Raw genomic sequence first — 19138 nt, 5'->3', positions numbered from 1 at the left:
CCGGCCCGAAGGCCGGCCCGTCGACCGGCCCGAAGGCCGGCCCGTCGACCGGCCCGAAGGCCGGCCCGTCGACCGGTTCCTCACGGGGCCGCCGTCCCGGCCGCGACCGTCGCCCGGGCCGCCGCCGACGCGGCGAAGCGCAGCGCCACCGACGGCTGCCCCGCCCAGTGCGTGTGCAGGTAACTGGCGTGCACGCCGCCCTGGACGAAGCCCTCCACGCGCCGCTCCGGGTGCGTGAACCCCCAGGCCGGGGTGGCGCCCGCGCCCGGCTCGGTCACCGTCCGGTGGAACTCGTGGCCGCGCAGCCGGGTGCCGGCCGCGGCGAGCGCGCTGTCCGACACGGCCACCGCCTCCCGGTACCCGAGCGTGAGCCGCTCCGACATCCGGGCGTCGGCGTCGAGGACCCCGCACATCGGCTTCCCGTCCAGGGAACGGGCCAGGTACAGCAGCCCCGCGCACTCGGCGGCCACCGGACCGCCGGCCGCGGCGAAGTCCGCCACGGCCCGGCGCAGCGGCTCGTTCGCCGACAGCTCGGGCGCGTACACCTCGGGGAACCCGCCGCCGATCACCAGGCCGGCGGTGCGCTCCGGGAGCCGCTCGTCGCGCAGCGGGTCGAAGGTGACGACCTGTGCCCCGGCGGCGGTGAGCAACTCCGCGTGCTCGGCGTAGGAGAACGTGAACGCGGCCCCGCCGGCGACGGCGACGACGGGCGCGCCGGAGTCCGGGCCGAGGCCCGTGACGCCCCCGGCCCCGATCACCGGCACGCCCGGTCCCCGCTCGGTGCGGTCGGGGAACAGGGCCCCCTGCGGCGACCACGGCTCGCACTCCAGCGGCGGCGCCGAGCGGGCCAGGGCCATCAGCGCCTCCAGGTCGCAGCCGGCCCGGACCTGGTCCGCCAGGGCGGCCACGGCGGCCAGCGCGTCGGCCCGACGCTCGGCCACCGGGACCAGGCCCAGGTGCCGCGACGGCGTCGCCACCTGCGGGGCCCGGCGCAGCACGCCGAGGACCGGCGTCCCGGCCTCCTCCAGCGCCTCCCGCAGCATCACCTCGTGCCGGTCGGAGCCCACCTTGTTGAGGATGACCCCGCCCAGGCGCACCCGCGGGTCGAAGGAGGCGAAGCCGTGCACCAGCGCCGCCACAGACCGGGACTGCGACGAGGCGTCCACGACCAGCACGACCGGCGCCCGCAGCAGCTTCGCGACCTGCGCCGTCGAGGCCAGTTCACCGCGCCCGGCGGCCCCGTCGTACAGGCCCATCACGCCCTCGACGACCGCGACGTCGCAGCCGGCGGAGCCGTGCGCGAACAGCGGCGCGATCGACTCCGGCCCGCACATGAAGGCGTCGAGGTTGCGCCCCGGGCGGCCGGTGGCCAGCGCGTGGTAGCCGGGGTCGATGTAGTCGGGCCCGGCCTTGTGCGGGGACACGGCGAGGCCGCGCTCCGCGAAGGCCGCCATCAGGCCCGTCGCCACGGTGGTCTTGCCGCTGCCGGAGGACGGCGCGGCGATGACCAGCCGCGGCACGGTGCACGACATCACCACTCGATGCCCTTCTGGCCCTTCTGGCCGGCGTCCATCGGGTGCTTGACCTTGGTCATCTCGGTGACGAGGTCCGCGAACTCCACCAGCTTCGCCGGCGCGTTGCGGCCCGTGATCACCACGTGCTGGGTGCCGGGCCGGTCGCGCAGCACCTCGATGACCTCGTCGACGTCGATCCAGCCCCAGTGCATCGGGTACGCGAACTCGTCGAGCACGTACAGCCGGTGCGTCTCGGCGGCCAGGTCGCGCTTGACCTGCTCCCAACCCTCCTTCGCCGCCTGCTCGTTGTCGAGCTGGGCGTCGCGCTGGACCCAGGACCAGCCCTCGCCCATCTTGTGCCAGACGACGCTGCCGCCCTCGCCCGAGGCGCCGAGCACCTTGAGCGCGTTCTCCTCGCCGACCTTCCACTTCGCCGACTTGACGAACTGGAACACCCCGATCGGCCAGCCCTGGTTCCAGGCGCGCAGCGCGAGCCCGAACGCGGCCGTCGACTTGCCCTTGCCCGGTCCGGTGTGGACGAAGACGAGCGGACGGTTGCGGCGCTGACGCGTCGTGAGTCCGTCGTCCGGAACGACGGACGGCTGTCCCTGCGGCATTACGCGGCCCTCCTGGAGGCGGTGGATGCGGAAGATGATCCGGGTGCGGCGGACGTCACCGCGGTACGTACGTTCTTCACGAGCCCGGCCAACGAGTCGGCCCGCAGCCCGTCGAGGGTCACGGCGGGTGCCCCCAGGTCCGAGGCCAGCGCCCCGGCCAGTCCCAGCCGCACCGGGCCCGATTCGCAGTCCACGACCACGGAGGTGACCCCTTCGGCGGCCAGCAGTCGGGCGCTGCGCCCGGACAGCTCGCGGGGGTCGCCGCCCAGGTCCCCGGCCGAGGTGGCCCGACCGTCGGTGACGACCACGAGCAGCGGCCGGCGCGAGGGGTCCCGCAGCCGTTCCAGGCGCAGGACGTCGCGGGCCTTGAGCAGCCCGGAGGCGAGCGGGGTGCGCCCGCCCGTCGGCAGCAGTTCCAGCCGGGTCGCCGCGGTGTCCACGGACGAGGTCGGCGGCAGCGCCAGCTCGGCGCCCGCCCCCCGGAAGGTGATCATGCCGACCTTGTCCCGGCGCTGGTAGGCGTCCAGCAACAGGGAGAGCACCGCGCCCTTGACCGCGCTCATGCGCTGCCGGGCGGCCATGGAACCGGAGGCGTCGACGAGGAACAGCACGAGGTTGCCCTCGCGGCCCTCCCGGGTGGCCTGGCGCAGGTCGTCCTTGCGGACCACCAGCCCCCGACCGCTGCGCCCGCGCGCCTTCTGGTGCGGGGCGGCGGCCTGGACGGTGGCCGCGAGGTGCAGCTTCGTCAGGTGCCCCCGGGGACGCGTGGCGCCGGTGGTGCGGCCGTGCGCGGTACGGGCGCGCGAGCGCCGTCCCGCCGCGCCCTCGCCGAGGCCCGGCACGCTGAGCATCTTGGTGCGGAAGGGCTCGGAGGCCCGTACGGCGGCCTGTTCGGGGGCCGCTGCCGCCGGGGCGGAGGAGGGCTCGGGCGCCTGCGACGGCCCCTCGGGAGCCTCCAGAGCCTCCGGGGCCTCGGGTGCCTCCCGGGCCTCGGGGGTATCGGGCGCCTCGGGTCCGCCGCCCTGCGGGGGAACCCCGCCGCCACCGCCCCCGTCGGGGTCGTCCTCGGGGCCGCTGCCGCCGTCGTCCGGGCCCTGCGGCTCGGGCTCCGGCTCCGGGTCGGGCTCCTCGTCGGGGAAGCCGTCCAGGATCTCGTCGAGCCTGTCCTCGTCGAGGCCCGGCGCGTCGAAGGGGTTGCGGCGCCGCCGGTGGGGGAGCGCCAGCAGCGCGGCCTGGCGCACGTCCTCCTTCAGCACGTCGACCCGCCCCGCCCAGGCCGCCAGCGCGGTGGCCGTCCGCGCCATCACGATGTCGGCGCGCATGCCGTCGACCTCGAAACCGGCGCAGGTCGCGGCGATCCGCAGCAGCGCGGTGTCGCCGAGGCGGACCTGCGGCAGCAGCGCCCGGGCGGCCACCACGCGGGCGCGCACGTCCGCCTCGTCCTCGGCCCAGCGGTCCGCGAAGCCGGCCGGGTCGTCCTCGTAGGCGAGCCGGCGGCGCACCACCTCGACGCGCTGGGCGGGCTCGCGGGAGGCCGCCACCTCCACGGTCAGCCCGAACCGGTCGAGGAGCTGCGGGCGCAGCTCGCCCTCCTCCGGGTTCATGGTGCCGACGAGCAGGAAGCGGGCCGCGTGGCGCACGGAGACGCCCTCGCGCTCGACGTACGAGGCGCCCATGGCGGCGGCGTCGAGGAGCACGTCGACCAGGTGGTCGTGGAGCAGGTTGACCTCGTCGACGTAGAGGATCCCGCGGTGCGCGTCGGCGAGCAGACCGGGTTCGAAGGCCTTGACGCCCTCGGACAGGGCCCGCTCGATGTCGAGGGCTCCGACGAGCCGGTCCTCGGAGGCGCCGACCGGCAGCTCGACCATCCGCGCCGGTCGGGCGCCGCCGGGGCCCTCCTCGTGGGGGCCGTCGGGGCAGGACGGGTAGGGCGCGGCGGGCGCGCAGCTGAACCGGCAGCCGGGGACGACGTCGACCTGCGGCAGCAGCGCGGACAGCGCGCGCACGGCGGTCGACTTGGCGGTGCCCTTCTCGCCGCGCACGAGCACGCCGCCGACCGCCGGGCTCACGGCGTTGAGCAGGAGCGCCAGCCGCAGGTCGTTCTGGCCGACCACTGCGGTGAACGGATAGGGGGTGCTCATGCGGTGCCTTCCTCTGTACGGGTACGCGTGCGGGTACGGGTACGGGTCCGGGTAGGGGTGAGTCCGCGGGCGTCCGCGGACCGGGCGTGCGGTGCGGGCGAGCGGCGGCGCCCGGGCGGGGCGGCGACGGCCCCCCGCCGGGCCGGGCGCCTCACGGGGCGCCCGGGGGGAGGAAGGGCAGGCCCACCGGGGCGCCCTCCTCGATCAGTCGCAGCAGCGCGTCGGTGTCGGCGTGCTCCGCGATGAGGTCGCCCAGCAGGTCGAGCTGTTCCTCGCGCAGCGCCCCGAAGGAGGTGTCCGGCGCGGGGACGAAGCGGCGTCCGGCGGCGGAGGCGACCTCGCGCAGGAACGCCCGGCGGAAGCCGTCCGACTCCAGCGAGCCGTGCCAGTGGGTGCCCCACACCGACCCGACCCGGCAGCCGTCGAGGAACGGCTCCCCGCCCAGCACCTCGGCCACCCCGTGGTGGATCTCGTAGCCGAAGACCTCCTCGCCCAGCGCCGTGCCCGTCGGCCGGGCCAGGGTCTTCTCGCGCGCGAAGCGGACGCGCACCGGCAGCAGGCCGAGGCCGTCCACCGTCCCCGCCCGCGATTCGACCTCGTCCTCGATCCGCTCGCCCAGCGCCTGGAACCCGCCGCAGATGCCCAGCACCGGCCGCCCCTCGGCGGCCCGCCGCACCAGCGCGTCGGCCAGACCGCGTTCCCGCAGCCACGCCAGCGCCTTCACGGTGCCGCGCGTGCCCGGTACGACGACCAGGTCCGCGTCGGCCAGCTCCTCGGCCCGGTCCACGAACCGCACGACCACGCCCGGCTCCGCCGCCAGCGCGTCGACGTCGGTGAAGTTCGACATCAGCGGCACCGCGCAGACCGCGACCCGCAGCACGTCCTCGCCGACCGGCGGCGCGACCACGGACTCCCGCACGGCGCCCCGCAGGGACACGCGCAGGCCGTCCTCCTCGTCGATGCCCAGGCCGTGCCGGTAGGGCAGGACCCCGTAGGTGGCCCGCCCGGTCAGGCCGCGCAGCATCTCCATGCCCGGCTCCAGCAGGCTCACGTCGCCGCGGAACTTGTTGACCAGGTACCCGGCGATCAGCGACTGGTCCTGCGGCGACAGCAGGGCCGTCGTCCCGAAGAAGGACGCGAAGACGCCGCCCCGGTCGATGTCCCCGACCACGACCACCGGGAACCGCGCGGCGCGCGCGATGCCCATGTTCACGATGTCGGTCCGCCGCAGGTTGATCTCGGCCGGACTGCCCGCCCCCTCGCAGATCACGGCGTCATACGTGCCCCGCAGTTGCTCCAGGCAGTCGGTGACGATGCCGAGCAGCTGTTCCTGACGGCCCCCGTGGTAGCCGCGCGCGCTCATCTCGCCGACCGGCTTGCCCAGCAGCACCACCTGGCTGCTGCGGTCGCTGCCGGGCTTGAGCAGGACCGGGTTCATGAGGGCGGTCGGCTCGACGCGGGCCGCCTGCGCCTGCATGGCCTGCGCGCGGCCGATCTCGGCGCCCTCCCGCGTCACGAAGGAGTTCAGCGACATGTTCTGCGCCTTGAACGGCGCGACCTTCACGCCCTGGCGCGACAGCCAGCGGCAGATGCCCGCCGTGACGACGCTCTTGCCCGCGTCCGACGTCGTACCGGCGACCAGCAGTCCGCCGCCGCGCTTCGCGCCGCTCATGCGCGTCCTTCCCTCTTCTTCGCGTGCGAGATGCCCGAGGCCACGAGGGCGCGGGCCGCCACGCAGGCCGCCAGCGCCAGCCAGGTGACCCGGTGGGAGAGCCGTACGGCCCGTTCGATGTCGGCGACCTCCACCGGCCGGCCCGCCGCCCCGTTCAGCACGGCCCGGTGCTCGATTCGGCCGCCGTAGGAGAGGGTCCCGCCGAGCCGGACGCCGAGGGCCCCGGCGAAGGAGGCCTCGACCGGGCCGGCGTTCGGGCTGGGGTGGTCGGCGGCGTCCGCGCGCCAGGCCAGGGCGGCGCCCCGCCGGTCGGGGCCGGCCACGACGGCGGCGAGCGCCGTCAGCCGGGCGCCCGGCCAGCCGGCCAGGTCGTCGAGGCGGGCGGAGGCCCAGCCGTAGCGCAGGTAGCGGGGGGACTTGTGGCCCACCATCGCGTCCAGGGTGTTCACGGCGCGGAAGGCGAGCAGGCCGGGGACGCCGGCGACGGCCCCCCACACCAGGGCGCCGACGACCGCGTCTGAGGTGTTCTCGGCGACGGATTCCACGACGGCCCGCGCCATCGCGGGGCCGTCCAGGGCCTGCGGGTCGCGTCCGCACAGGTGGGGGAGTCGTTCCCGGGCCACCTCGTCGTCGCCGACGGCGAGCGCGCCGCCGATGGCGCGGGCCTCCCGGCCGAGCGAGGTGCCGCCCACCACGGCCCAGGTGGCGGCGGCGGTCAGGGCGACGCGGGCGGCGGCGGGCCGCGAGCGCACGGCGCGGGCGCCGAGCACGCCGACGGCGGTGGCGCCCCCGGCGCACACCAGGGTGTGCAGGAGGCCCCGGGCGCGGTCGTCGCGCCACAGGGCTCGTTCGACCGCGGCCGCGGCCCTACCGAAGGCGGCCACGGGGTGCCCGCGGCGCGGATCCCCGAGGATCCGGTCGCCGATCAGGCCCGCCGTGACGCCGTACGCGAAGACGCGATCGGCACGCATGGTGCAGGTATGTCCTCACTCAGGGTCCGCGCCCTGGTTCGACGTGTCCGGCGGCGAGAGTTCCTGGCTCCCGGGGCGCACGCGCGGCGTGCGCTCCCCGGTGACAGTGGCGGGACCGCGCCGGATTCGCACCGGACTTCCTCTCCATGCCGCCGTGATGGCTCGGGCAGTCCACCACGCCCCGCGAACGCCCGTCAACTCGCTGTTGACCTGCGAAGGGGAGCGGGGCCGGGTACGCGAAAGCCCCCTCCGGAGAACCCGGAGGGAGCCGTCACGGTGTCGGGCGTCGTCAGCTGACGATCAGGTAGATCGCGTAGGCCACGGCCGCGGTGCAGACCGCGAAGCAGGCGTAGGCGCCGGTGCGGGCGAGGGTGGCGGTGCCGCCCTGCTCGGTGGCGGCCTCGTGCCGGGACAGGCCCACCAGGCCCAGGGTGAAGAGGGCCACGAGGGCGACGGTGGCCGAGAGGCTGACTCCGAAGACGGAGCCGAGTGCTGCCCAGTCGATCTTCATACTGCCGTTTCCTCTGTCGTTCTCGGGGTCAGACCGCCGCGGCCGGGGCCGCGGGGGTCGCCGGGTTGGCCGTCGCGGCCGGGATGGTGGCCTTGAGGTCCTCGTCGGTCACGGCCGCGGTGGTACCGGCGGCCGGCGGGACGGCGACGGCGGCCATGGCGGTGGTGACCACGCCCGGCTGCTCGTCGGCGGCCGGAGCCACGTCGTTGACGTTGGTGTGGTCGACGACCTGGCGGCGCGAGATCAGCCAGATGGCGAGGCAGGAGCCGACGAGGAAGACCGTCACGGCGCCGACGCCGACGTCACCGGTGCGCATGACCAGCTCGGCGACGGACGCGACCAGGGCGGCGGCCGGCAGGGTCAGGCCCCAGGCGACGAACATGCGGGTCGCGGTGGACCAGCGGACGACGCCGCCCTTGCGGCCCAGGCCCGCGCCCATGACCGCGCCGGAGCAGGCGTGGGTGGTGGAGAGGGAGAAGCCGAGGCTGGAGGAGGCCAGGATGACGCTCGCGGCCGAGGTCTGGGCGGCGAAGCCCTGCTGCGGCTGGAGGTCGGTCAGGCCGCTGCCCATGGTGCGGATGATGCGCCAGCCGCCCAGGTAGGTGCCGAGGGCGATGGCCACACCGGCGGAGACGATGACCCACACCGGCGGGTTGGAGCCGGGGGCCAGGGCGCCACCGGCGACGAGCGCCAGGGTGATGATGCCCATCGTCTTCTGCGCGTCGTTGGTGCCGTGCGCCAGCGAGACGAGACCGGCCGAGGCGATCTGGCCCGCGCGGTACCCCTTGGCGGAGGTCTTCGCGCCGACCTTGTCGTTCAGCCTGTACGTGATCTTCGCGGCCAGCATCGCGGCCACACCGGCCACGATCGGCGCGGCGATCGCCGGGATCAGCACCTTGGTGACGACGACGCCGCCGTTGACCGCGCCGAGGCCGGCGGAGGCGACCGCGGCACCGATGAGGCCACCCATCAGGGCGTGCGAGGAGCTGGAGGGGAGGCCGACCAGCCAGGTGACGAGGTTCCAGAGGATCGCGCCGACCAGGGCGGCGTAGATCACTTCCGGCTGGATGCCCTCTTCGTTGACGAGGCCCTTGGAGATCGTCTTGGCGACCTCCACGGACATGAACGCGCCGACGAGGTTGAGCACGGCGGACATGGCCACCGCCGTCTTGGGCTTGAGGGCGCCGGTCGAGATGGTGGTGGCCATCGCGTTGGCCGTGTCGTGGAAACCGTTCGTGAAGTCGAACACGAGAGCGGTGATGATCACGATCCCGAGGAGAAGCGTTATGTGCTCCATTTACCCAGGCTTCTGTTTGACGTCAGTGGCTCGGCGACCGTAGGCAACCTGGGTGAACGGAAGATGAACTGACTCGGGACGGTTGGTGTCCCGGCCCGGCACCCCATCGGACTCTTCGTCCCGATTCTGTCGTAGATATATCGATTAATGCACGTCAGGACGGGGTCGTGAGCACCTTCCGGTTGTCCTACCCGGCAGGTTCGAAGCCCCTCGCCGGGCTGTTGAAGAGAGGTAGATCACTCCGCTTCCGCGCCCCGGCCGGCCGGCCGCCCCGACCCCCGTCCGCCGTACCTCCGGTGGCCCCCGCGCGCCCCCGCCTCGACACTGGAGCCGTGCGTACCGCCACTGCGACGGCAACGGCCGTCACCGCGACCCTGATCGGCGCCGGAGCGGCCGCGGCCGCCGTCGCGGCGGGCCGGTACGCCGCCGACGCGGCCCTGCGCCCCGAGCCCGGCCGCCCCCTGCCCGGAACCCCCCGGCTCAGCGTCCACTCCACCGCCGCCGGCCGCGTCGTCCTCACCCGCTCGCTCGCCTCCCTGCGACCGGGCACCTACGGACTGGACGCCCCCGGGATCCACGCGGTCATCGGCCCCGTCCTGCCCGACGCCCCCCACGACCCGGACGCCGTCGTACGCCGCCTCCTGGCCGTCACCCACGGCAGCCTCGACCCCGGCACCCGGGTGGCCCTCACCCCCCAGGTCCACCTGGGCAACCCCCGCACCGCCCTCGGCCTCGACCACGCCGACGTGGACGTCCCCGGCGAGCTCGGCCCGCTCCCCGCCTGGTTCGTGCCCGCGGCCCGCGACACCTGGGTGATCGCCGTCCACGGCCTGGGCGGCAGCCGCGAGCACCCGATGGTGGTCATGCCCTTCCTGCACCGCCACAAGCTGCCGGTGCTCTCCCTCGCCTACCGCGGCGACCTCGGCGCCCCCGCCTCCCCGGACGGCCTCGGCCACCTCGGCGAGTCCGAATGGCGCGACCTCGACGCCGCCATCCGCTACGCCCTGCGCTACGGCGCCCGGCGCGTGATCCTGCACGGCTGGTCCACCGGGGCCACGATGGCCCTGCGCGCCCTGGAGCGCTCCGCCCTGGCCTCGCGCGTCAGCGGCGTCGTCCTCGACTCGCCCGTGCTGGACTGGCACACCACCCTGCGCGGCCTCGTCGCCGCCCGGCACACCCCCGCCCCGCTGATGCCGTTCGCGATGCGGGCGGCGGAGGGCCGGGCCGGACTGCGCGCCGACCACCGGCCCCCCGCGGCGGACCCCGGCGCGCTGCGCGTCCCCGTCCTCCTCTTCCACGGCCCGGACGACACCCTCGCCCCCTGGGAGCCCTCGCGCCGGCTCGCCGCCGCCCGCCCCGACCTCGTCACCCTGCACACCGTCCGGGAGGCCGGCCACGGGGCGATGTGGAACGCCGACCCCGCCGGCTACGAGGAGGCGCTGCGGCGCTTCCTGGTGCCCCTGATGTGACGGGCCGTCGGGCGCGGGACGCGGCGTCGGACGGGGCGCCGGGTGTGGCGCGGTCGTGAAGGGCCTGTGGCGGACCGGAGCCTGTGGGTGAATCATCCCGATTCATCCACCCTGTGACCTGTGGAAAGGCCCCGTTCCGTTTGGGCTTTCGGCCAGTGACGGGCGAGACTGCTTCCGTGACGTCCCGAAAGCCTGATGAGCAGTTGGCTCGCGACTCCAGACTCCGACTCGTCTCCCCGCGCTCCGTCGCCACGGCGCGCAAGGCGGTGACCGACCGGCGAACCCGGCCGGCTCCCCGGCCCCCGGCGGGCACCCCCGCCACGGCAGACCTGGCGAACCGCGCCCGCGCCTCCCTCGCCGACGCGGTACGGCTGGCCCGCTGGGCCGAGCTGAACCTCGGAGCCGGCGACGGCGGCCGCCCCGCACCGTCGGGCGCGCTGCCCGCCCCCGACGTCGAACGGGCCGCCGCCGAACTGGGCCTGACGCACGGCCAGATCCGCGTCGGCTGGGACCGCGCCCGGCTCTCCGGCCTCGTCGAGGTGCACGGCGCCCAGGCCCGGCCCGGCTGGCGCCTGCGCGCCTGGGACCGCGACGACACCGCCGTGCTGCGCGGCTGGGTCGCCCTCTTCGACGCCTGGTCGCTCGTCCACCCGGCCCCCGCCGACATCGCCCCCTCGGCCGTCGCCGAGGTGGTCGAGGCCATGCCCCAGCTGCTGTCCCTGCTCCAGCTGTCCGCCGGGCCGGTCACCGTCCCGGACCTCCTGGACCTCCTGGGCCAGCGCGTCACCGAGCTGCGCGACGAGCGGTGCGAGGTCCCCTACGACACCGAGGCCGCCTCCACCGGCACGGGCGAGCGCCCCCTGCCGCTCACCCGACTGCTGCGCTGGGCACTGGGCGGGCTCGCCGCCGTGGACGCCGTCACCCTCGGCCCCGCGCAGGCCACACTCACCCCGCTCGGCAGTTGGGCCGTCTGGGTCAAGTTGGAGCAGATCTGCGTCGCCGCGCAGAGCCCCGCCGGGAACATCGAGCAGTCCGCCGCCGCCATGCTGCACGGCTGCGCCCGCCTGACCCCCGGCCCCGCCCGCGCCGAGTACCAGGCCTGGCTCGCCGCCCGCCCCGTCGGCCACGCCGTCAGCGAGCTGCTCCACGCGGCCCGCGGCGAGGACGCCCTGCTGCGCGGCCTGGCCTTCGAGGCCCTGCGCGTGGTCGGCGCCCCCGCCGAACGCGAGGTCCGCGCGGCCGTACGGGAACCCGCGCTGCGCCCGTACGCCCTGCTCTGGCTCGCCGAACACGACGGGGTCGACCCGGACGAGGCCCAGGACGTCCTGACCCCCGAGGAGTCCACCTGGCTCTGGGTGGACACCGCGGCCGCCATCGCCGACCACGGCGAGGCCGACCTGCTCGCCCGCCACCTGGACTCGGCCGTCCGCACCACCGTCCCCCGGCTCCTCGACGAGGTCCGCGCGGTCGGCCACCCGCGCACCGTGCAGGTCCTGGTGGCCCTCGCCGCCGCCCACCCCGACCCGGCCCTGGCCAAGGCCGTCCGCCGGGCCGCGTTCCAGGTCCACACCGGGGGCGCGTAGCACCCCGGGGACGTGCGCGCCGCGGGCCTTCAGAGCTGCGGCGCGTACGTCCCGAAGCTCCAGACGTTGCCCTCGGCGTCGCGCGCCATGTAGTCCCGCGAGCCGTATTCCTGGTCGGTGGGCTCCATGAGGATCTCCACCCCGTGCTCGACGGCCCGCCGGTGGTGCGCGTCCACGTCGTCGACGACGACGTAGACGCCCGTCGTCCCCGCCCCCTCCATCGCCTCGTCGAACCGGCCCCCGCGCCCCTTGCTGCCGAGCATCACCGCGCCGTTGCCGTAGGACAGCTCCGCGTGCATCACCGAGCCGTCCTCGCCCTCGTAGACCGCGACCCGTTCGAAGCCGAACGCGTCCGTGAGCTGCCGGATCGCCGTCTTCGCGTCGCGGTAGAGCAGGGTGGGGTAGATGGACGGAACGCCTGCCATGACGAACACTCCCTCTCGTGACGCGCGGCACCCGCCGCGCCGGTGACCCACGTCACAGCATGGCAGGCCCCGCCGCGCGTCAGCGGAAGGTGTTGCACTGGGCCATGTCGCCGGTGCGGTAGCCCTGGTAGAACCACTGCTGACGCTGTTCCGCCGAGCCGTGCGTCCAGGACTCCGGGGTGACCCGACCCTGGAACTTCTCCTGGATCCGGTCGTCGCCCACCGCAGCCGCCGCGTCCAGCCCGTCCCGGATGTCCTGGTCGGTCAGGGTCGTGATCAGGGGTCGCCCCGTGGACTCGTCCGGGGTCCTCGTCGCGTTGTGCGCCCACACCCCGGCGTAGCAGTCGGCCTGGAGCTCGACCTTCACCGCGTTGCTGTTCGCGCCCTGCCGGCCGTCCTGGGCCCGCTGGAGGGTGCCGGTCAGGTTCTGGATGTGGTGCCCGTACTCGTGCGCGACGACGTACGCCTGGGCGAAGGGGCCGCCGCTCGCGCCGAACTTCGTCCGCAGCTCGTTGAAGAAGCCGAGGTCCAGGTACACCTTGCGGTCGCCGGGGCAGTAGAAGGGGCCGACGGCCGAGGTGGCCGCGCCGCAGGCGGTGCCCACCCGGCCGGTGAAGAAGACCGTCTGCGCGGGACTGTAGGTGCCCCCGCGCCGGGCGAACTCCTGCTTCCAGAAGTCCTGCGTGCTGTTCACCACGGCCACCAGCCGGCAGTCCTCGCGGGTGTTCGCGTCCTGCCCCGTCCGGCAGGCCTGCTGCACCTGTGCGTCCGAGGAGGCGTTCGGGACCGGCTGCGGGTTCCCGTCGGACAGGCCCAGCTGTTCCGGACCCACCCCGAAGAGCAGCCCCAGCACCAGCGCGATCAGGCCGACGATGCCGCCGCCCACCGTGGCCCGCCCGCCGGGGATGCGGCTGCCGCGCACGTCCTGGACCTCGGAGGTGTCCAGGTTGGCGTTGTCGTCGAACTGCATGCCGCACCGCCCTCGGGCTCGGAAGCGGGGCGGTCGGGTGGCCGCTCCTGCGGCGAGTATCAACCCGTTCGTCCCGCCGCGCCCCCGATGTCCCGGCCCCGGCCGTGGGCCGAACGGGCGACGCGGGCGCGGGTCGGGGCCGGCGGGAGTCGGGCGGGAGCGCGGCGGGAGGCCCCGAAAAGTAGTTGCGCACCCCCGGTAGAATGACTCCCATGGCAAATCTCCTCGCGGATTAGCGGCGTCGAAGCAACGCGCGTCCCGCCACCCCTTCCGCCGTCCCCACCGCCCTGGAGTATTTCCGTGATCACCGCCACCGGCATCGAGCTGCGCGCCGGCGCCCGCGTCCTCATCGAGTCCGCCTCCTTCCGCGTCGCCAAGGGCGACCGCATCGGCCTGGTCGGCCGCAACGGAGCCGGCAAGACCACCCTCACCAAGTGCCTCGCCGGCGAGGGGCTGCCCGCGGGCGGCACCATCACCCGATCCGGTGAGGTCGGCTACCTGCCGCAGGACCCCCGTACCGGCGACCTCGACGTCCTGGCCAAGGACCGGATCCTGTCCGCGCGCGGCCTCGACGTCCTGCTCAAGAAGATGCGCGCCAACGAGGAGCGCATCGCCACCGGCAGCGGCGCCACCCGCGAGAAGGCGCTCAAGCAGTACGAGCGCCAGGAGACCGAGTTCCTGACCAAGGGCGGCTACGCCGCCGAGGCGGAGGCCGCGACGATCTCGGCCGCCCTCGGCCTGCCCGACCGGGTCCTGAACCAGCCGCTGCACACCCTCTCCGGTGGTCAGCGCCGTCGCGTCGAGCTCGCCCGGATCCTCTTCTCGGACGCAGACACCCTGCTCCTCGACGAGCCCACGAACCACCTCGACGCCGACTCCATCGTCTGGCTGCGCGACTACCTGAAGAACTACCGCGGTGGCTTCATCGTCATCTCCCACGACGTCGACCTGGTCGAGACCGTCGTGAACAAGGTGTTCTACCTGGACGCCAACCGCGCCCAGATCGACGTCTACAACATGGGCTGGAAGCTCTACCAGCAGCAGCGCGAGGCCGACGAGAAGCGCCGCAAGCGCGAGCGCCAGAACGCCGAGAAGAAGGCCGCGGCCCTGAACTCGCAGGCCGACAAGATGCGCGCCAAGGCCACCAAGACGGTGGCCGCGCAGAACATGGCCAAGCGCGCCGAGCGCCTGCTGTCCGGCCTCGAGGCCGTCCGCGTCTCCGACAAGGTCGCCAAGCTGCGCTTCCCGGACCCGGCCCCCTGCGGCAAGACCCCGCTGACCGCCGAGGGCCTGTCGAAGTCCTACGGCTCGCTGGAGATCTTCACCGACGTCGACCTGGCCATCGACAAGGGCTCGCGCGTCGTCATCCTGGGCCTCAACGGCGCCGGCAAGACCACGCTGCTGCGCCTGCTGTCGGGCACGGAGAAGCCCGACACCGGCACGGTCGTCCCCGGTCACGGCCTCAAGCTCGGCTACTACGCCCAGGAGCACGAGACGCTCGACCCCGAGCGCACGGTCCTGGAGAACATGCGCTCCTCGGCCCCCGACCTCGACCTGGTCGACGTCCGCAAGACGCTCGGTTCCTTCCTGTTCTCCGGCGACGACGTGGACAAGCCGGCCGGCGTGCTCTCCGGTGGCGAGAAGACCCGTCTGGCCCTGGCCACCCTGGTCGTCTCCTCGGCGAACGTGCTGCTCCTCGACGAGCCCACGAACAACCTCGACCCGGCCAGCCGCGAGGAGATCCTGGGCGCCCTGCGGACCTACAAGGGCGCCGTCATCCTCGTCACGCACGACGAGGGCGCCGTGGAGGCCCTGGAGCCGGAGCGGATCATCCTGCTCCCGGACGGCGTCGAGGACCTGTGGGGCCCGGACTACCGGGACCTGGTCGCCCTGGCCTGAGGGCCGCCCGATCGGCCCCGACCCGCTGATCCAGTTCCTTATGGATCATTCGGCTCAGGCGTGATCCATCATCTGAGTGAGACGGTCTCGTACCGTCGCGCGTGGTTCGACGACCCCGGCCGCATCCGCACGGATGCGCGACCGGGGTCGTCGCCGTTCCGGCGTCCCGCCCCTGACCTGGCGATTCCCGCCGGTCGCGCGGAAGTGTGACGCAGGTCATGCGGCGGAAGAGAAGATTCCGTTCTGCTCGTGTGTCCACTGCTTGAGAAATGCGGTCGTACCGACCTTGCTGAATGGGTGGCCAGGAAGCCGGGGAGGGGTGATCATGAGAAGTCCAGAGCGCACTTCCCACGAGGAGGCACGGGTGGCCGAGACTCTGAAGAAGGGCAGCCGGGTGACCGGCGCCGCGCGCGACAAGCTCGCGGCAGACCTGAAGAAGAAGTACGACTCCGGTGCGAGTATCCGGGCACTGGCCGAAGAGACCGGCCGGTCCTACGGATTCGTCCACCGGATGCTCAGCGAGTCCGGAGTCACGCTACGTGGTCGCGGTGGCGCGACGCGCGGCAAGAAGGCGGCTGCGGCCTGACCCTGGCCCCCGGGCCGAGGCCGGTGCCGAAGGCGCCCGACAGCTCCACGCTCACGCTCCACAGCTCCATGGATCGACGTCTCGACGGATCGGCGGATTCTCACCTACGCGCGGTTCCTTCGGTGACCCCCGGTCGGCCCCGTGGTCGACCGGGTGGTTACTGTGCAGTCACTTAGGTCCGGTACACGGCCACGACTGCACTTCCGGAGGCACCAGATGGCTCTGCTCGACAAGGACGGCGTACGGCTCACCATCGACGACTCGGTCGCCACGGTGACCCTGACCAATCCGGCCAAGCGAAACGCCCAGTCCCCCGCGCTCTGGCGGGCGTTGGCGGAGGCCGGACGGTCGTTGCCGGGCACCGTCCGGGTCGTCGTACTGCGGGGCGAGGGCAAGTCCTTCTCCGCGGGCCTCGACCGGCAGGCGTTCACCCCCGAAGGCTTCGAGGGCGAGCCGTCCTTCCTGGATCTGGCGCGCGGTTCGGACGAAGCCCTCGACTCCACCATCGCCGAGTACCAGGAGGCCTTCACCTGGTGGCGGCGCAACGACATCGTCTCCGTCGCCGCCGTGCAGGGACACGCGATCGGCGCCGGCTTCCAGCTGGCGCTCGCCTGTGACCTGCGCGTGGTCGCGGACGACGTGCAGTTCGCCATGCGCGAGACCAGCCTCGGGCTCGTCCCCGACCTGGCCGGCACCCAGCCGCTGACCGCGCTCGTCGGCTACGCCCGCGCGCTGGAGATCTGCGCGACGGGCCGCTTCGTGCACGCCGAAGAGGCCGAGCGGGTCGGCCTCGCCAACCTGGTCGTCCCGGCCGACGAACTCGACGCCGCCGTCAAGGACCTCGCCACGGCACTGGTCGCACCCCCGCGCGACGCCGTGATCGAGACCAAGGCCCTGCTGCGCGAGGCCGGCTCCCGCCCCTACGACGAGCAGCGCGCCGCCGAGCGCGCCGCCCAGGCCCGCCGCCTGCGCGACCTGGCCGGCCTCTCCGACTGACCCGCCCTCGCGATGACCGACGCCGGATCCCCCCGCCCCCCGGGCGGGGGGATCCGGCGTGTCCGGCCCCGTGTCCGGCCCCGTGTCCGTCGTCGCCCGCCCGTCGTCGCCCGCCCGTCGTCGCCCGCCCGTCGGCGGTCGCCGGGCGGCCGCGCGGTGACGCGCTTACCGTGGTCCGGGGGTCCGCACCACGGGAAGGACGCGCCGATGACCGATGCAGCGACAGGGGGCGGGGGCGCCTCCCGCGCGCCCGCCGACCGAGGCCGCACGACCATCGCCGACGGCGTGGTCGAGAAGATCGCCGGCCTGGCCGCCCGCGAGGTCGCCGGAGTCCACGCCATGGGCAACGGCAGCGGCCTCTCCCGCACCTTCGGCGCCGTGCGCGACAAGGTTCCGGGCGGGCCGAAAGCCGCCGTCAGCCGGGGCGTCAAGGCCGAGGTCGGCGAGGTGCAGACCGCCCTCGACCTGGAGATCGTCGTCGATTACGGGGTGTCGATCCGCGACGTGGCCCGGGCGGTCCGGGAGAACGTCGTCTCGGCGGTCGAGCGCATGACCGGCCTGGAGGTCGTCGAGGTGAACATCGCCGTCGCCGACGTCAAACTGCCCGACGAGCCCGACGACGAGCCCGAGTCCCGGCTCCAGTAGCCGGCTCGGGAGCCGAGAGGAGCCAAGCGATGAGCATGGCGGTCGCCGGCCTGCTGGCCGGCATGGCCCTCGGGTTCGCCGGGTACTTCGGCGGATTCGGGGCCTTCCTGTTGGTGGCGGCGCTCGGCGCGGTCGGCTTCGTCGTGGGCCGCCTCCTCGACGGGGACCTGGAGGCGGGCGACCTGTTCCGCAGCCGGACCCGCGAGGGCCGGGGCCCGCGCGAGCGCGACGACCGGCACGGGTGAGGCCGTGACGAGCCCACCGCGCACCACACCGCCCCGGGTGCCGGCGGCCGACCGGGGAGCCCTGCGCATCGCCGACCGGGTCATCGCCAAGATCGCGGCCCGGGCCGCGCGGGAGGCCCTCGGACCGACCCGGACCCCCGCCGCGGGCGCAGCGACCCTGCCCGCCCCCCACGCCACCGTCACCGTCCACCACGACATCGCCCGGGTGCACGTCAGCCTGCACCTCCCCTACCCCGACGACCTCGCCGCGCGCTGCGCCGCCGTCCGCCGGCGGGTCGTCGAGCGCGTCGAGGGCTGCGCGTCGATGAGCGTCCCCGAGGTGGACATCGACATCGAGCACCTGCGCCCCGCCGGCGCCCCCGACGCCCCCGCCGGGCGCGAGCGGCGGCTGCGGTGAGCGCGCCCACGCGGCGACCGCCCGGCGGGCCGGCCCCCGGAGCGGGCCCCGAGCCGGGCCCTGCGCGCGGCCCGGTGCGCAAGCCCCCGAGGTCCCCCCGGCGCCTGCCGGCCGCCCTCACCGCGCTGGTGGTGCTGGCCGCGGCCGGGCTCCTGCTCTACGACCTGGTCGCCGTACGGGCCCACCGCCCGGCGACGCGCCCGTACGGCGCGTTCGTCCGGCTGCTGGAACACCACACCCCCGCCGACCCGGGCGTCATGATCGCGGGCGCGCTGCTCGCCCTCGCCGGAGCGGCGCTCCTGCTGCCCGCGCTCCTGCCCGGCCGGCGGGGGCTCCTCACGATGAGCGCCCACCCCGGGGTGCGGGCCGGGATCGGCCGCAAGGCGGCGGCCCTGGTGCTCCGGGACCGGGCCATGGAGGTCTCCGGGGTCCGCGCCGTACGGGTCAGGGTCGGCCGCGCCCACGTCGGGGTCCGGGCCACCTCGCACTTCCGGGACCTGGACGACGTACGTGCCGACCTGGAACACGTACTCGCCGTCGGCATCGAGGAACTCGGCCTCGCGCACCCGCCCCGGGCGCGGATCCGGGTCGGGAGGTGACCCGCGTGCTCGCACCGCTGAACCGGACCCTGCTCGCGCTCGCCGGAGCCGTGCTGCTGGCCGCCGGCGTCACGCTCCTCACCGCGACCCGGCCCTTCGCCGACCGGCACGCCCCGCTGCTGGCGGCCGACGACCGGGCGCGGTACGGGGACCTGGCGGACACCTGGTGGTGGGCGGTGCTCGCCGGCGTCGGGCTGTGCGTGCTGCTGGCGCTGTGGTGGCTCCTCGCGCAGCTGCGCCGGGCGCGGTTGCCCGCGCTGGAGGTGGACACGGGCGACGGGGGCTTCGCGGTGCTGCGGGGCCGGGCGTTGGAGGAGGCGGTGGCCGCCGAGGCGGGAGCGCTCGACGGGGTCGCCGCCTGCCGGGTCGCGCTGCGGGGGCGGCGAGGCCGGCGGGGCCTGCCCCGGCGCGGCGGCGCCCCGCGGCTGCGGGTGCTGTTGGAGCTGGAGCCGCACGCCGTCCCCGCCGACGCGCTGGCCGCCCTCGCGGGACCGGTGCTCGGCCACGCCCGCGCCTCGACGGCCCTGCCCGACCTGTCCGCCGAGGTCCGCCTGAAGGTGGTGGCGCACCGGGCGAGCCGCGTCACCTGAGCGGCCCCGGG

Annotated in this window: 19 protein-coding genes and 1 riboswitch; of the genes, 10 read left to right on the top strand and 9 right to left on the bottom strand. The window is 74.8% G+C overall.

Going from position 1 to position 19138, the window contains the following annotated elements:
- Window positions 1-80 precede the first annotated feature (80 nt).
- The 7 genes from AB0D01_RS15495 to AB0D01_RS15465 all read right to left on the bottom strand — a co-directional run bounded on the left by AB0D01_RS15495 (window position 81) and on the right by AB0D01_RS15465 (window position 8723).
- A complete protein-coding gene (locus AB0D01_RS15495; protein WP_363055672.1) occupies window positions 81-1532 on the bottom strand; it encodes a cobyrinate a,c-diamide synthase in 1452 nt (483 codons plus the stop codon).
- Window positions 1532-2131, bottom strand: coding sequence for a cob(I)yrinic acid a,c-diamide adenosyltransferase (gene cobO / locus AB0D01_RS15490; RefSeq protein WP_363055671.1), 600 nt, complete (start codon window positions 2129-2131; stop codon window positions 1532-1534). Before cobO ends, AB0D01_RS15495 begins: the two co-directional genes overlap by 1 nt.
- Window positions 2131-4272: a putative cobaltochelatase gene (locus AB0D01_RS15485; RefSeq protein ID WP_363055670.1), complete on the bottom strand. Its 2142-nt coding sequence runs from the start codon at window positions 4270-4272 to the stop codon at window positions 2131-2133. Before AB0D01_RS15485 ends, cobO begins: the two co-directional genes overlap by 1 nt.
- Before the next feature lie 151 nt (window positions 4273-4423).
- Window positions 4424-5944 carry a cobyric acid synthase gene (locus AB0D01_RS15480; RefSeq protein ID WP_363055669.1) on the bottom strand — a complete coding sequence of 507 codons (1521 nt, stop codon included), beginning with the start codon at window positions 5942-5944 and terminating at the stop codon, window positions 4424-4426.
- Window positions 5941-6915, bottom strand: coding sequence for a cobalamin biosynthesis protein (locus AB0D01_RS15475; protein ID WP_363055668.1), 975 nt, complete (start codon window positions 6913-6915; stop codon window positions 5941-5943). Before AB0D01_RS15475 ends, AB0D01_RS15480 begins: the two co-directional genes overlap by 4 nt.
- A 57-nt stretch (window positions 6916-6972) precedes the next feature.
- Window positions 6973-7059, bottom strand: a riboswitch (cobalamin riboswitch).
- A 145-nt stretch (window positions 7060-7204) separates the two neighbouring features.
- Entirely contained in the window at window positions 7205-7426 is a 222-nt protein-coding gene (locus tag AB0D01_RS15470; protein ID WP_363055667.1) for a hypothetical protein, read from the bottom strand.
- A gap of 28 nt (window positions 7427-7454) precedes the next feature.
- On the bottom strand, window positions 7455-8723 hold the full coding sequence (locus AB0D01_RS15465) for an inorganic phosphate transporter (protein WP_363055666.1): 1269 nt from the start codon (window positions 8721-8723) through the stop codon (window positions 7455-7457).
- 332 nt (window positions 8724-9055) lie between these two features.
- Between AB0D01_RS15465 and AB0D01_RS15460 the strand changes: the two genes are divergently transcribed.
- Entirely contained in the window at window positions 9056-10192 is a 1137-nt protein-coding gene (locus AB0D01_RS15460; RefSeq protein WP_363055665.1) for an alpha/beta fold hydrolase, read from the top strand.
- Window positions 10193-10458: 266 nt separating this feature from the next.
- Window positions 10459-11775, top strand: a complete 1317-nt coding sequence (locus AB0D01_RS15455) for a hypothetical protein (protein ID WP_363055804.1) — start codon at window positions 10459-10461, stop codon at window positions 11773-11775.
- A 29-nt stretch (window positions 11776-11804) separates the two neighbouring features.
- Here the strand turns inward: AB0D01_RS15455 and AB0D01_RS15450 are convergent, their stop codons facing one another.
- Both AB0D01_RS15450 and AB0D01_RS15445 read right to left on the bottom strand, forming a co-directional pair.
- Complete coding sequence (locus AB0D01_RS15450; RefSeq protein WP_363055664.1) at window positions 11805-12200, bottom strand: VOC family protein; 396 nt, start codon at window positions 12198-12200, stop codon at window positions 11805-11807.
- 79 nt (window positions 12201-12279) lie between these two features.
- A complete protein-coding gene (locus AB0D01_RS15445) occupies window positions 12280-13170 on the bottom strand; it encodes a neutral zinc metallopeptidase (protein WP_363055663.1) in 891 nt (296 codons plus the stop codon).
- A 300-nt stretch (window positions 13171-13470) separates the two neighbouring features.
- Between AB0D01_RS15445 and AB0D01_RS15440 the strand changes: the two genes are divergently transcribed.
- The 8 genes from AB0D01_RS15440 to AB0D01_RS15405 all read left to right on the top strand — a co-directional run bounded on the left by AB0D01_RS15440 (window position 13471) and on the right by AB0D01_RS15405 (window position 19127).
- Entirely contained in the window at window positions 13471-15069 is a 1599-nt protein-coding gene (locus AB0D01_RS15440) for an ABC-F family ATP-binding cassette domain-containing protein (protein WP_363055662.1), read from the top strand.
- A 364-nt stretch (window positions 15070-15433) separates the two neighbouring features.
- Window positions 15434-15655: a helix-turn-helix domain-containing protein gene (locus AB0D01_RS15435; protein ID WP_007263382.1), complete on the top strand. Its 222-nt coding sequence runs from the start codon at window positions 15434-15436 to the stop codon at window positions 15653-15655.
- Window positions 15656-15871: 216 nt separating this feature from the next.
- On the top strand, window positions 15872-16651 hold the full coding sequence (locus tag AB0D01_RS15430) for an enoyl-CoA hydratase/isomerase family protein (RefSeq protein ID WP_363055661.1): 780 nt from the start codon (window positions 15872-15874) through the stop codon (window positions 16649-16651).
- Between the two features lie 207 nt (window positions 16652-16858).
- Complete coding sequence (locus AB0D01_RS15425) at window positions 16859-17296, top strand: Asp23/Gls24 family envelope stress response protein (protein ID WP_363055660.1); 438 nt, start codon at window positions 16859-16861, stop codon at window positions 17294-17296.
- Window positions 17297-17325: 29 nt separating this feature from the next.
- Window positions 17326-17541, top strand: a complete 216-nt coding sequence (locus tag AB0D01_RS15420; RefSeq protein ID WP_363055659.1) for a hypothetical protein — start codon at window positions 17326-17328, stop codon at window positions 17539-17541.
- 4 nt (window positions 17542-17545) lie between these two features.
- Entirely contained in the window at window positions 17546-17938 is a 393-nt protein-coding gene (locus AB0D01_RS15415) for a hypothetical protein (RefSeq protein ID WP_363055658.1), read from the top strand.
- 74 nt (window positions 17939-18012) lie between these two features.
- Complete coding sequence (locus AB0D01_RS15410) at window positions 18013-18537, top strand: DUF6286 domain-containing protein (RefSeq protein ID WP_363055657.1); 525 nt, start codon at window positions 18013-18015, stop codon at window positions 18535-18537.
- On the top strand, window positions 18534-19127 hold the full coding sequence (locus tag AB0D01_RS15405; RefSeq protein WP_363055656.1) for an alkaline shock response membrane anchor protein AmaP: 594 nt from the start codon (window positions 18534-18536) through the stop codon (window positions 19125-19127). The genes AB0D01_RS15410 and AB0D01_RS15405 overlap by 4 nt, the downstream gene beginning before the upstream one ends.
- The last annotated feature ends 11 nt before the right edge of the window (window positions 19128-19138 follow it).

This window comes from Streptomyces sp. NPDC048606 (assembly GCF_040650855.1).
Taxonomy (GTDB): domain Bacteria; phylum Actinomycetota; class Actinomycetes; order Streptomycetales; family Streptomycetaceae; genus Streptomyces.
The sequence above is the reverse complement of the archived record's forward strand: the minus strand, read 5'-3'. Positions and strand labels throughout refer to the sequence as shown.